This is a genomic window from Streptomyces sp. NPDC043726 (genome assembly GCF_056436565.1).
This window is the reverse complement of record NZ_JBWKCI010000008.1, coordinates 75,069-88,160: the sequence shown is the minus strand read 5'-3', so window position 1 is coordinate 88,160 and position 13,092 is coordinate 75,069. Positions and strand designations below refer to the sequence as shown.

Genomic DNA, 13,092 nt, shown 5'->3' with positions numbered 1-13,092 from the left:
CTCCCGAGGGCCGCCGCGGACGCCCGTACCTCACGCGTCCGCATCGCCCCTACGGGAAGGCCTCATGACACTCTCACCCGCGCGCGTGCACGGCGTCGGCAGCGGCCGACGGCTGACCGCCACGCTGTACGGCTATTCGTTCCTCGAAGACTTCGTCCTGCTCTACCCGCTGTACGCGCTGCTCTTCGCCGACAGCGGTCTGTCCCTGTGGCAGATCTCCTCGCTGTTCGCGCTGTGGTCGATCACCGGCGTCCTGCTGGAGGTGCCCTCCGGCGCCTGGGCCGACGCCGTCTCCCGCCGGGCACTGCTGTGGCTGGGCCCGCTGCTGAGCGCGGTCGGCTTCGCCCTGTGGGTCCTCTTCCCTTCGTACTGGGCCTTCGCGCTCGGTTTCGTCCTGTGGGGCGTGAACGGCGCGCTGGGCTCCGGTGCCCTCGAGGCCCTGGTCTACGACGAACTGGACCGGGCCGGCGCCGCCGACCGCTACGCCCGGGTGATGGGCCGGGCCCGGGCGGCGGGGCTGGTGGGTGTGATGGCGGCGATGGCGGCGGCCGGTCCGGTGTTCGCGCTCGGCGGCTACCAGGCCGTCGGCGCGGCCAGCGTCGTGGTGTGTCTGCTGGCCTCCGTGACGGCGACCCGGTTCCCGGAGGACCGGGGCCGGTCGGCCGACGACGAGGGCTGGGCTGCCACCCTGCGCACCGGGATCGCCACCGCCCGCCGGGACCGCTCGCTGCGCGGGGCGCTGCTGCTGGTCCCGGCGGTCGCCTGCGTGTGGAGCGCGCTGGACGAGTACTCGCCGCTGCTGGTCCGCGAGACCGGCGTGCCCGACGGCTTCGTGCCGTACGCGCTCCTGCTGATCTGGGCCGCGGTCACGGCCGTCAGCCTGCTCGCCGGACCCGCCGAGCGCCTCGGCACGACCGGCTTCACCTGGCTGATCGCGGCCTCCGCCCTGGCCCTCGCGGCGGGCGCCCTCACCGGGACCCCCGCGGGCCTGGCCCTGATCGCCGTGGCCTTCGCCGGCTTCCAGCTCGCGACCGTCCTCGCCGACGTCCGACTCCAGCACCGCATCGAGGAGGGCGGCCGGGCCACCCTGACCTCGGTCGCGGGCCTGGGCACGGAACTCCTGACGGTCCTGGTCTACGGCGCCTACGCGGTGGCCGGCGACCACGCCTCGCACGGAACCGTCTTCGCCGTGTTCGCCCTGCCCTACCTGCTCGGGGCGGTGATCAGAACGACGGCCGCCAAGGCACGACGGTGAAGTCGCCGGTGCCCTTCCTGACCTTCTCGAAGGGCGCCGAGCTCAGACACTTGGGAAGGTCCTTCGGGCCCAGGTCCTCGGTCGCCGCCCAGCTGTAGCCCAGCCGGTCCCGGCGCCCGAGGTCGTGCACGGTCACGCCGACGCGACTGCCCTTCAGCTCCGGCAGATCGGTGTCGGTGACGATCCCGGAGACCACCGCGACCGCGCCGCCGGTGACCAGACAGTCGACGCGGGCCTTCGCCCAGGCGCCCTCGCCGTCGAGGTAGTGGCTCCACTCGAAGGTGCCGGTCGCCTTCGTCGGGTCCTCGGTGTCCCGGGCGGCGAGATGCGCGTCGAAGCGGAAGGTGATGTCGTCCCCCGCCGAGCGGTACAGCTTCGCCTGCCCGGTCAGCGCCGCGGCCTCCCGCTCCCGCCCGCCCTCGGCGGCGGTGGCGGAGGCCGCGGCGGTGGCGGCGAGCAGCACCGCGACACCGAGCGCGGCGGTCTTCGTACGACGGTTCATGAGGGTCCCTCCCTGGCCGAATCGGACGATCACCACTGTCCCGTCGCCGGGGCCGCCGCACATCGCGCCAGGGGCCCCTCCGCGCCTCCGCCGCCCGGCGGGGGGCACTGCGCCTCAGGGAGGACCGGAGGGCCGCGCAACGAATCGCCGCGCGGCCCCCTCTCCACGCAACGTTCCGCTCAGCAGCGCGCAACGGCTCCCGCTTGTCCGGCCCAGCCGGCCGACCGTACCGTCTTGGTGGCCCCCCAACACCCTGCGAGGATCACTCATGCGCACCGCCCTGCTCCAGAGCTCCGGCCGTCCCGGCTCGGTCGTCGAGAACCTCAAGGTGCTCGACGAGGCCGCGGGCCGTGCCGCCGCCGCGGGAGCCGGACTGCTGGCCGCGCCGGAGATGTTCCTGACGGGATACGCGATCGGCGACGACATCGCCCGCCTCGCCGAGCCCGCCGACGGTGACAGCGCTGATGCGGTCGCGGAGATCTCCTCCCGGCACGGTCTGGCCATCGCCTACGGCTACCCGGAGCGCTCCGGGGACACGGTGTTCAACTCCGCCCAGCTGATCTCCGCCGACGGCACCCGGCTCGCCAACTACCGCAAGACCCACCTCTTCGGCTGCTTCGAGCGCGACCACTTCACGCCGGGGGAGCGTCAGGTGGTCCAGGCGGAGCTGAACGGCCTCCGCGTCGGCATCCTGATCTGCTACGACGTCGAGTTCCCGGAGAACGTCCGCGCCCACGCCCTGGCCGGCACCGACCTGCTGATCGTGCCGACCGCGCAGATGCATCCGTTCCAGTTCGTCGCCGAGTCGATGATCCCGGTGCGCGCCTTCGAGAACCAGATGTACGTCGCCTACGTCAACCGGGTCGGCCAGGAAGGGGAGTTCGAGTTCATCGGGCTCTCCACGCTCGCCGGACCCGACGGCGTCGCCCGCACCCGCGCCGGACGCGGTGAGGAGCTGGTGTTCGCCGACACCGACCCCGCGTTCCTCGCCGCCTCCCGCGAGGCCAACCCGTACCTGAAGGACCGCCGCCCCGGCCTCTACGGGTCCCTCGTCTGAACCTCCCCCGCTTCTCAGCTTTCGCAAGGAGTCCGTACCCCATGACGTCCACGGTGCCCAACGCCGTCCAGCACGCCGACGAGCAGCAGCCGCCGATCACCATGTTCGGGCCGGACTTCCCGTACGCGTACGACGACTTCCTCGCCCACCCGGCGGGCCTCGGCCAGATACCGGCCACCGAGCACGGCACCGAGATCGCGGTGATCGGCGGCGGTCTGTCCGGCATCGTGGCCGCGTACGAGCTGATGAAGATGGGCCTCAAGCCCGTCGTCTACGAGGCCGACCAGATCGGCGGCCGGCTGCGGACCGTGGGCTTCGAGGGCTGCGACCCCTCCCTGAGTGCCGAGATGGGCGCGATGCGCTTCCCGCCCTCCTCCACCGCACTCCAGCACTACATCGACCTCGTCGGTCTGCAGACCCGTCCCTTCCCCAACCCGCTCGCCGAGTCCACCCCTTCCACGGTGGTCGACCTCAAGGGCGAGTCGCACTACGCCGAGACCGTCGACGACCTCCCGCAGGTCTACCGCGATGTCGCCGCGGCCTGGAACAAGTGCCTCGAAGAGGGCGCCGACTTCACCGACATGAACCGCGCGATGCGCGAGCGGGACGTCCCGCGCATCCGCGAGATCTGGGCACAGCTCGTCGAGAAGCTCGACAACCAGACCTTCTACGGCTTCCTCTGCGACTCCGAGGCCTTCAAGTCCTTCCGGCACCGCGAGATCTTCGGCCAGGTCGGCTTCGGCACCGGCGGCTGGGACACCGACTTCCCCAACTCCATCCTGGAGATCCTGCGGGTCGTCTACACCGAGGCCGACGACCACCACCGCGGCATCGTCGGCGGCTCCCAGCAGCTGCCGCTGCGCCTGTGGGAGCGCGAGCCGGAGAAGATCGTCCACTGGGCGTACGGCACCTCGCTGGCGAGCCTGCACGAGAACGGCGAGCCCCGCCCGGCCGTGACCCGGCTGCACCGCACCGCGGGCAACCAGATCACCGTGACCGACGCGAACGGCGACATCCGCACCTACCAGGCCGCGATCTTCACCGCGCAGTCCTGGATGCTGCTGTCGAAGATCGCCTGCGACGACTCGCTCTTCCCGATCGACCACTGGACCGCGATCGAGCGCACCCACTACATGGAGTCCTCGAAGCTCTTCGTGCCCGTCGACCGGCCGTTCTGGCTCGACAAGGACGAGGAGACGGGCCGGGACGTCATGTCGATGACGCTCACCGACCGGATGACCCGCGGCACCTACCTCCTGGACGACGGCCCGGACAAGCCCGCCGTCATCTGCCTGTCGTACACCTGGTGCGACGACAGCCTGAAGTGGCTGCCGCTGTCCGCGAACGAGCGGATGGAGGTCATGCTGAAGTCGCTCGGCGAGATCTACCCGAAGGTCGACATCCGCAAGCACATCATCGGCAACCCGGTGACCGTGTCCTGGGAGAACGAGCCCTACTTCATGGGCGCGTTCAAGGCCAACCTGCCCGGCCACTACCGCTACCAGCGCCGCCTGTTCACGCACTTCATGCAGGACCGGCTGCCCGAGGACAAGCGGGGCATCTTCCTCGCCGGTGACGACATCTCCTGGACGGCCGGCTGGGCCGAGGGCGCGATCCAGACCGCGCTGAACGCGGTGTGGGGCGTCATGCACCACTTCGGCGGGGAGACCGACGCGTCCAACCCGGGCCCGGGCGACCTGTACGACGAGATCGCGCCGGTGGAGCTGCCGGAGGACTGAGCGGTCCGGTTCAGTCCGGCAGTGGGGTGAGCAGCATGCGGCCCGCGAACCCCACCGCCGCGTCCAGGCGCTCGGTGAACTCCTCGGCCAGATCGGGGAGTCGGCGCAGTGCCCACAGTGCCCGGGCCGCCGACCAGGTGGCGTCCCGGGCCCGCTCCAGGCTCCAGGAGCCGAGCAGATGGGTGAGCGGGTCGGCGATCTGGAGCAGATCGGGGCCCGGCATCAGATCCTCGCGGATGCGTTCCTCCAGCGTCACGAGGAGATCGCCCACGCGGTCGAACTCGTCCTCCAGTTCGAGGGGTTCGCAGCCGAGCGTACGACAGGCGTCCACGACGGCGAGCGCGAGATCGTGGCCGATGTGCGCGTTGATGCCCGCCAGCGCGAACTGCAGCGGTCGTACGCCGGGATGGCGGCGGAACTGGAACAGGGGCCGCCAACAGGCGGGCGGGTGCCGGTCGTCGGCCACCGCCTCGACCGCCGCGAGGTACCGCTCCGCGAACCGTACGTCCAGCGTGATCGCGGCCCGCGGGTCCGCGAACCGACCCGCGTCGATACGCCGGTCCACCTCCTCGGTCACCGCCAGGTAGACGCGGTTGAACACGGCGACGCCGTCCCGCGCCGGCAGGACCGCGTCCAGCGCGCGCATCCGCGCGACGACCGCGTCGACGGGGGTGGTGAGTTGTTCGCATTGCCCCATGGGGGCAGAGTCCCAGCTTTAGGCTTGCGGGAGTACCGGCGGGCCCGACGCTTCCCCAGAACGGGGGAACGGGCCCGCCGTGGGGGAGGGGGGATCGACGCCGTGGCAGGCTTGCGTGCCCAGCGTCTCGCGGTACGGAGAAACCGGCGTCGCCGTGCCGCCATGGTCGCCGCGGCCTCGGTCGTGGTCGCCGTGGGCACCGCGGCCGGTATGGTCTCGGCGCTGGACGACCGGGGCGGCTCCGACGAGGCCCGCCCCGATGCGACGTACTCACCGCGCCTGCAGAACCTGCCGGTTCAGCCACCGCCGTCGCCGTCCGTGAGCGAGTCGCCTTCGCCGACGCCGAGGAAGACGAAGAAGACGAAGGAGGCGAGGCCGACGCCCTCGCCGAGGAAGACCGAGCGTGAGCGGCCCACGTCCGCCGTCTCCACCCGCCTCTACCGGCACCCCGAGTCCCAGGTGCTGGACTGGGTCCGGGACAACTCCGGCGATCCCCGGCACGGTGTCATCCAGTCCCGGATAGCCGCCCAGCCGGCCGCGGTGTGGTTCGCCGACTTCACCCCGGACACCATCACCGCCCGGGTCCGCGCGGTCACTTCGGGCGGTGCCGCCCTCGGCCGGGTGCCGGTGGTCGTGGCGTACGCGATCCCGGACCGCGACTGCGGCGGCGCCAGCCAGGGCGGGGCGCCCGACCTCGTCGCCTACGACGACTGGATCGACCGCTTCGCCGCCGGGCTCGGCTCCGACGACGTCATCGTCGTCCTGGAACCCGACGCCGTCGCCCAGGCCGAGTGCCTCTCCGGCGGCGAGCGGGGCGACCGCTTCGCCTCCCTGGCCCGCGCGGGCCGCGTCCTGAAGGAGGCCAACCCCAAGGCCCGCGTCTACTACGACGCCGGCCACTCCGGCTGGCACGCCCCCGGCAAGCAGGCGGGCTGGCTGCGGCAGGCCGGGGCCGCCTCACCCGCCTCCTCCGACGGGATCTTCAGCAACGTCTCCAACTTCCACACCACGGCCGACGAGATCGCCTACGACCGACAGGTCCTCGACGCCCTCGGCGGCCCCGCCTCCCTCGGCGCCGTCATCGACACCAGCCGCAACGGCAACGGCGCCCCGCCCGACGGCGCGTGGTGCGACCCCGCCGGACGGGCGCTCGGCCGGGCCCCGACGCTGAGCACCGGCGAGGCCCGCATCGACGGCTACCTGTGGGTGAAGCTGCCGGGCGAGTCCGACGGGTGCAAGGGAACGCCGGGGACGTTCTCGGCGTCGTACGCCTACGACTTGGCCTCGTCGTAGCGGGAGGTGCCCTCGTCCAGGAGCGGTTCCTGGGTCTTGAGGTGGGCGGGGGCGAACAGGCGCAGGGCGTGATAGCCGGTGATGACGACGACCGTGCCGAGGGCGATGCCGCTCAGCTCGAAGGTGTCGGTGAACTCCATGGTCACGTTGCCGACGCCGATGATGATGCCCGCGGCGGCCGGCACCAGGTTCAGCGGATTGCGCAGGTCCACCTTGGCGTTGATCCAGATCTGCGCGCCGAGCAGGCCGATCATGCCGTAGAGGATGACGGTGATGCCGCCGAGGACACCGCCGGGGATCGCGGCCACGACCGCCCCGAACTTCGGGCACAGGCCGAACAGGAGCGCGAAGCAGGCGGCGGCCCAGTAGGCGGCGGTGGAGTAGACGCGGGTCGCCGCCATGACGCCGATGTTCTCGGAGTACGTGGTGGTGGGCGGGCCGCCGACGGCGGTGGAGAGCATGGAACCGACGCCGTCGGCGGAGATCGCGGTGCCGAGCTTGTCGTCCAGGTCGTCGCCGGTCATCTCGCCGACCGCCTTGACGTGTCCGGCGTTCTCGGCGACCAGGGCGATCACGACGGGCAGGGCGACGAGGATCGCCGACCATTCGAAGGACGGTCCGTGGAAGGTGGGCAGTCCGATCCAGTCGGCCTGGCCGACGCCCGAGAGGTCCAGGCGCCAGTGGTCGGTGAGCTTGCCGCTCGCGTCCACCGAGTGGATCTTGCCGAAGATCCGGTCGAAGGCCCACGAGATGCCGTAGCCGAAGACCAGGCCGAGGAAGATCGCGATCCGGGACCAGAAACCGCGCAGACAGACGACGGCCAGACCCGTGCCCAGCATCACCAGCAGGGCCGTCCACTGGTCCTGCGGCCAGTAGGTGCTGGCGGTCACCGGGGCCAGGTTGAAGCCGATCAGCATCACGACCGCGCCGGTGACGATCGGCGGCATCGCCGCGTGGATGATCTTGGCGCCGAACTTCTGCACCGCCAGTCCGACGGCGAACAGCACGGCGGCGACGACGAGGACCGCGCCGGTGACGGTGGCGCTGCTGCCGCCCTCGGCGCGGATGACCGCGGCCACGCCGACGAACGACAGCGAACAGCCCAGGTAGCTGGGCACCCGGCCGCGGGTGGCGAGCAGGAAGACCATGGTCGCGACGCCCGACATCATGATCGCCAGGTTGGGGTCCAGGCCCATCAGGACCGGGGCCACGAAGGACGCCCCGAACATCGCCACCACGTGCTGGGCGCCGAGCCCAGCCGTGCGCGGCCAGGAGAGCCGCTCGTCGGGCCGGACCACCGCTCCGGGTGCCGGAGTGCGTCCGTCGCCGTGCAGTTTCCAGCGGACGCCAAGATCCATGGTGCGGTTCGCTTTCGCTCGTGCGTGCGGGTGTTCCGGACCATTGTCAGGGGTGAAAGGGGATGCTGATCGTCCGCTCTGGGTGTCGCACGGCCGCGGGGGTCGGTCGTACGGCTCAGGGGCGCGGGTCGGTGACCTTCGCGTCCGGCTTGCTGACGGTCGCGGGGGCGCGTTCGGCGGTGCGCAGGACACCCGCGAAGACGGCGAGGCCGGTCGCCAGCAGCGTCACCAGGCCGAACGACACCACCAGACTCGTCGCCTGGGCGAGCCCGCCGATCGCGCCGGGCGCGACCAGACCCGAGGTGTACGTGATCGTCGCCACGCCCGCGATGGCCAGGCTGGGGTTGGGGCCGCTGCGGCCCGCGGCGGCGAAGCAGAGCGGCACCACGACGGCGATGCCGAGGCCCATCAGGCCGAACCCGGTCATGGCCAGGGCCGGATGGTTCGCCACGACGATCAGCACACCGCCGACGGCCGCGAGGACCCCGCCGAACCGGACCGTGCGGACGGCCCCGTAACGGTCCACCACCTTGTCCCCGGCGATCCGGGCGACGGCCATGGTGAGCGTGAAGCCCGTGGTGCAGGCGGCGGCGAGCCCGGCCGAGCTGTTCAGCTCGTCGCGCAGATAGACCGCGGACCAGTCGAGGCTCGCGCCCTCCGCGAACACCGCGCAGAAGCCGACGGCGCCGATGAGCAGCGCCGAGCGGGGCGGCAGCGCGAACCGGGGCGGGGGTTCCTCGTCCTCGGCGGGCTGGAGGTCGAGCACCCAGGCGCAGGCGGCCACGCCGAGGACCGTCAGGACGGCGGCCGCGAGGGCGTGATGGAGCCGGGCGTCGGTGCCCAGGTGGGCGGCGAGGGTGCCGCCGAGCGAGCCGAGGACGGCGCCCGCGCTCCACATGCCGTGCAGGCCGGACATGATCGAGCGGTTCAGCCGGTTCTCCACCTCCACGCCGAGCGCGTTCATCGCCACGTCCGCCATCCCCGCCGTGGCGCCGAAGGTGAACAGGGCGAGGCAGAGGGTGAGGAGGTTGGGGGCGAGGGAGGGCAGGGTGAGGGCGAGCGTCCACAGCGCCATCAGCGCGCGCAGGGCGTTGCGGGCGCCGAAGCGGTGCGTGATGCCCCCGGCCAGCGGCATCGCCACGGAGGCGCCGAGCGCGGGGAAGGCGAGGGCGAGGCCCAGCTGGCCCGCGCTCACCGAGGCGTGGTCCTGGATCCAGGGCACCCGGGTCGCGAACGAGCCGGTCACGGCGCCGTGCACGGTGAAGACGGCGGCCACGGCGTAGCGCGCCCGGCGCACTTCTCGTGCGTCATGGACCAGGTCACTCATGTTCGTCCCCTCCCCGGAAGCTGATGCGGCCGTAAACTATCAGGAAGCCTGCCTGATAGATAGGGCATTGAATGACCACGCCCCACCCACCCGCGTCGTCGATCTGGAAGGATCCCGGCATGCCCGCATCCCCCAGCACCGCCCGGGCCATCAACGACCGGCTCGCCCTGCGTCTGCTCCAGCAGGAGGGTCCGTTGACGGCGGGGCGGCTGAAAGAACTGACCGGACTGTCCCGCCCGAGCGTCGCCGACCTCGTCGAACGCCTCACGGTGGCCGGACTGATCGAGGTGGTGGGGGAGTCGGGCGAGCAGCGGCGCGGCCCGAACGCGAAGGTGTACGGCATCGTCGCCGGCCGCGCCCACCTGGCCGCGCTGGACGTGCGCACCGGGGGAGTCTCGGTGGCGGTGTCCGACCTGGTCGGGCGGGTCCTGGCGGAGGTGTCCGCGCCCATCGACGGGGGGTTGGGGACGGGACCCGCGGTGGAGCAGGCGGTGGCGGTGGTGGAGCGGGCCATGAAGGAGGCGGGCGTGGACCGTCTGCACACCGTGGGCATCGGAGCGCCCGGCCTGATCGATCCGGCGACGGGCGAGCTGCGGATCTCGCTGGGGCTGCCCGAGTGGCATCGCCGGCTCGTCGCCGCGCTTCAGGAACGGCTGCCCGAGTCGCGGGTCAGCCTGGAGAACGAGACCAACCTGGCGGCGCTGGCGGAACAGCGCGACGGCGCGGCCCAGGACCGGGACACGTTCGTCCTGTTGTGGCTCGGCGTGGGGGTGGGCGCGGCGGTCGTCCTGGACGGCGCGCTGCGCCGGGGTGCCTCGGGCGGCACGGGCGAGATCGGCTTCCTGCCGGTTCCGGGGACGCCGGGCCCTCCCTCGGCCACGGACTGCAGCGGCGGCTTCCACTCGCTCGCTCGCGCGGCGGTGGTGGCGGAGCTGGCGGTGGAGCACGGGGTGACGGTGGCGGAGGGCGAGCCGTCGGCCGCGGCACTGGTCCGGGCGGCGGTCGAGTCGCGGCACGAGGTGTTCCTGGACGCCCTGGCCGACCGGCTGGCCCTCGGAGCGGCCGCGGTGATCTCGGTACTGGACCCCGGGTGCGTGGTCCTGGCGGGCGAGATCGGCTGGGCGGGTGGCGAGGCGCTGGCCGAACGCGTCCAGGCGAGGCTGGCGAGGATGTCCCCTCTCCCGACCGAGGTCCGGGCCAGCACGCTGGGCGGCGAGGCGGTCCTGCGGGGGGCCCTGCTGACGGCTCGGGACCGGGCCCAGGACGACCTCTTCGCCCCGCCGGCCCGCTAGAAGGCCGTCGGGGTTGAAGGCCAGAGGGGTTGAAGGCCAGAGGGGTTGACGGCTGGAGGGGTGGAAGCCAGAGGGGTTGAAGGCCCGGCGGCGGGCAAGGGCCGTCGTCACCGCCGCCGGGCCGGTCCGAGCGTGGGGCTCAGCAGGCGCCGAGGTCCTGCCACACACCCCATTCACCGGTGGTGCCGGGCTCCTCGCCCTGTGTCCACCACTTGGACTTCCACGAGTGCCCCTTGTGGGAGACCTGAGTACCGCCGCCGTACGCCGTCGTGGAGTTCCACGCGGGCGACGTGCACGCACCGGGGGTCGGCGTGGGCGTCGGAGTCGGAGTCGGAGTGGGCGTCGGGCCGGTGCCCGAGCCAGGTTCCACCAGCGTGCTGCCGCGGGCCAGGTTCCCCGCGAGGGAGTACGTCGTGCCGCTGATGTTCACCGTCCAGTTCCACGGTGTGGACACCGGCAGGTAGTAGTTGAAGGACAGCTCCACCGACGCGCCCGGCGCCAGCGACTGCCAGCTCGGCAGCTTCAGCGAGACGCGGTGGAAGTCGCCCTTCAGGCCGCCCACGTTGGAGCCGGTGTGGTCGCTGCTGATCACCTTCGCGCCGAAGCCCGACTGGTCGGAGGCGTTGGCCGGGGCGGCCGTCGCGTAGTCGAACTGGAACTCCGTACCGCCCGGCAGGGTCGCCTTGGTGTTGTTGGTGATCTTCACCTTCGGCGTGATCGGGTAGTTGGAGTCACCGAGCTTGAACTCCCCGAACTCCACGCCGATGTCGACAGCCTGCGTGGGCAGTTGCTTGTTGGAGACCTTCGCGCCGTACGGGGCCGCCGACTTGAACTTCTCGTACATCGCGGTCGTCAGCGTGGACCCCGGCTCGTACTGACCCTTCGCCGCGTTCCAGCCGTAGTCACCGGCCAGCTCCCACACCATCGTGCCGCCGATGCCGTTCCTGACCACGTAGTCGGCCTTGGCGTTCACCGACTGCTCGTCCTCGGTGGACAGGAACACCTTCTTCTCGGCGTTCCACAGCCAGGGGGCGACCAGCGTGGAGTCGTACTTGCGGGCGTAGGTGCCGGTCAGCCTGGTGTCGGACGAGAAGCCGTACTTGGTGACGTAGTCGCCGACGACCCCCTTCTCCAGGTTCTTCGCGTGCCACATCGGGTTCGAACCCGCGGGCGACTCCTTGCCGTTGGTGTCCAGGTCGTGCCAGAGGTTGTCGATACCTGTGGCGCCGTCACCGCACTTGGTCAGCCCCGACCCGGCCGGACAGGTGGTGGACGCCGCCTTGCCCCACAGCCCGTCGGTGCCGCCGGTGACGTTCTTGAATCCCCTTGTGTAGTAGGGGAGTCCGATGTTGATACGGCCGGCCGGCATCGAACCGCGGAAGTAGTGATACGCCCAGTCGGTGTTCAGATAGCCGATTCCGCCGTACTGCGAGGCCGAATACACGCCCGCCGCGGCGAGTTCGGCGTCCTTGCCGTCGTCGAAGAGCGAGGCGTTCGGGCCGACGTACTCGTTCCAGGCGCCATGGAGGTCGTACGACATGATGTTGACGTAGTCCAGGTACTTCTGGACCTGGAAGGTCTCCATGCCGCGCAGCAGGTATCCGGAGGACGGCGCCGCCACCGTCAGCAGGTAGTGCTTGCCGTCCGCCGCGCCCGCGCGGTCGAGCTTCTCGCGCAGGGTCTTCATCAGCACCGCGTAGCCCTTGACCAGGCCGGCCCTGCGGGCGTTGGAGATCGACCAGTCGAGCGGATTGCCCGCGTCCTTCATGGTCGTCGGGTACTCGTAGTCGATGTCGACGCCGTTGAAGCCGTACTTCCTGATGAAGTCGACGGCGGACGTGGCGAAGGTGTCGATGCCCGCCTGGTTCACCGAACCGTCGGCGTTCGTGGCCATCGAGTAGAAGCCGCCCGAGTTCACGCGCGTGCCGCTGGCGTCGAAATAGCCGCCGGTCTCGGCCCAGCCGCCCACCGATATGAGCGTCTTGACGTTCGGGTGCTGCTTCTTGAACTTGTTCAGCAGATTGAAATGGCCCTTGTAGGAGTACCCCGGGTCCATCTCCGCGCCGCTCACGCCCGGCCAGGTCATCCCGGTCGCCGCGTTGGTCGCGCCGTCCGCGCCCACGGAGATCTTGTTCGAGCCGTCGATGTGCGCGAACGCGTAGTTGAGGTGGGTGACCTTGTCCCACGGGATGTCGGAGGCGAGGTAGGCGGGGGTGCCGTCCTTGCCGGTGCGCCAGCCGGTGAAGTAGCCGATCACCCGGCGCTGGTGGTCGGCGCCCATCTTCTCCCGGCCCTCGGCGTCGTAGACCGAGCAGTACGGGACATCGACGCCGGGCGTCGTGTAGAGCCCGTCCGGGCGGCAGGACTCCTGGTCGGCGGCGTGCGAGACGGTGGCCGGGAGGCCGGCGAGCACCAGTCCCGCGACCGTGGCCGCGGCGGCGAGCAGGGCGGGTCTCGCCCGGTTGCGTGACAGCAAGTCGGTTCCTCTCCACGGAAGTTGCGCAGACAGTAGGGAGGACTAGACCAATGAGTCAATAGGTATGGACCAATTTGCTGGGCGGCTGATGGAACG

At 71.3% G+C, this 13,092-nt stretch carries 10 protein-coding genes; 5 read left to right on the top strand and 5 right to left on the bottom strand.

Annotated features, from left to right (window positions below; all coding sequences use genetic code 11):
- The first annotated feature begins 64 nt into the window (after positions 1-64).
- Positions 65-1,255 carry an MFS transporter gene (locus AC068Z_RS23565; RefSeq protein WP_478558855.1) on the top strand — a complete coding sequence of 397 codons (1,191 nt, stop codon included), beginning with the start codon at positions 65-67 and terminating at the stop codon, positions 1,253-1,255.
- Here the strand turns inward: AC068Z_RS23565 and AC068Z_RS23560 are convergent.
- Positions 1,224-1,757, bottom strand: a complete 534-nt coding sequence (locus AC068Z_RS23560) for a Repetin (protein ID WP_478558852.1) — start codon at positions 1,755-1,757, stop codon at positions 1,224-1,226. The two genes, AC068Z_RS23565 and AC068Z_RS23560, sit on opposite strands and share 32 nt — an antisense overlap.
- 268 nt (positions 1,758-2,025) lie before the next feature.
- Between AC068Z_RS23560 and AC068Z_RS23555 the strand changes: the two genes are divergently transcribed.
- Both AC068Z_RS23555 and AC068Z_RS23550 read left to right on the top strand, forming a co-directional pair.
- The gene (locus AC068Z_RS23555) at positions 2,026-2,814 is read left to right on the top strand and encodes a carbon-nitrogen hydrolase family protein (protein WP_478558849.1); all 789 of its coding nucleotides are present in this window, start codon (positions 2,026-2,028) and stop codon (positions 2,812-2,814) included.
- Positions 2,815-2,855: 41 nt separating this feature from the next.
- Positions 2,856-4,553, top strand: a complete 1,698-nt coding sequence (locus AC068Z_RS23550; RefSeq protein WP_478558846.1) for a flavin monoamine oxidase family protein — start codon at positions 2,856-2,858, stop codon at positions 4,551-4,553.
- A gap of 10 nt (positions 4,554-4,563) precedes the next feature.
- On the opposite strand, the gene AC068Z_RS23545 is transcribed toward AC068Z_RS23550, so the two are convergent.
- Positions 4,564-5,250, bottom strand: a complete 687-nt coding sequence (locus AC068Z_RS23545) for a DUF5995 family protein (RefSeq protein WP_478558843.1) — start codon at positions 5,248-5,250, stop codon at positions 4,564-4,566.
- 162 nt (positions 5,251-5,412) lie between these two features.
- Here AC068Z_RS23545 and AC068Z_RS23540 point away from each other — a divergent pair, with 162 nt between their 5' ends.
- Positions 5,413-6,543 carry a glycoside hydrolase family 6 protein gene (locus AC068Z_RS23540; protein ID WP_478559881.1) on the top strand — a complete coding sequence of 377 codons (1,131 nt, stop codon included), beginning with the start codon at positions 5,413-5,415 and terminating at the stop codon, positions 6,541-6,543.
- Here AC068Z_RS23540 and AC068Z_RS23535 read toward each other — a convergent pair.
- Both AC068Z_RS23535 and AC068Z_RS23530 read right to left on the bottom strand, forming a co-directional pair.
- Positions 6,522-7,901 carry a uracil-xanthine permease family protein gene (locus tag AC068Z_RS23535; protein WP_478558840.1) on the bottom strand — a complete coding sequence of 460 codons (1,380 nt, stop codon included), beginning with the start codon at positions 7,899-7,901 and terminating at the stop codon, positions 6,522-6,524. The two genes, AC068Z_RS23540 and AC068Z_RS23535, sit on opposite strands and share 22 nt — an antisense overlap.
- A 115-nt stretch (positions 7,902-8,016) precedes the next feature.
- Positions 8,017-9,228, bottom strand: a complete 1,212-nt coding sequence (locus tag AC068Z_RS23530) for an MFS transporter (protein ID WP_478558837.1) — start codon at positions 9,226-9,228, stop codon at positions 8,017-8,019.
- A 119-nt stretch (positions 9,229-9,347) separates the two neighbouring features.
- On the opposite strand from AC068Z_RS23530, the gene AC068Z_RS23525 reads away from it, so the two are divergent.
- Positions 9,348-10,520: an ROK family transcriptional regulator gene (locus AC068Z_RS23525; RefSeq protein WP_478558834.1), complete on the top strand. Its 1,173-nt coding sequence runs from the start codon at positions 9,348-9,350 to the stop codon at positions 10,518-10,520.
- A 139-nt stretch (positions 10,521-10,659) separates the two neighbouring features.
- Here the strand turns inward: AC068Z_RS23525 and AC068Z_RS23520 are convergent, their stop codons facing one another.
- Entirely contained in the window at positions 10,660-12,996 is a 2,337-nt protein-coding gene (locus AC068Z_RS23520) for a chitinase C-terminal domain-containing protein (protein ID WP_478558831.1), read from the bottom strand.
- Positions 12,997-13,092: the final 96 nt, after the last annotated feature.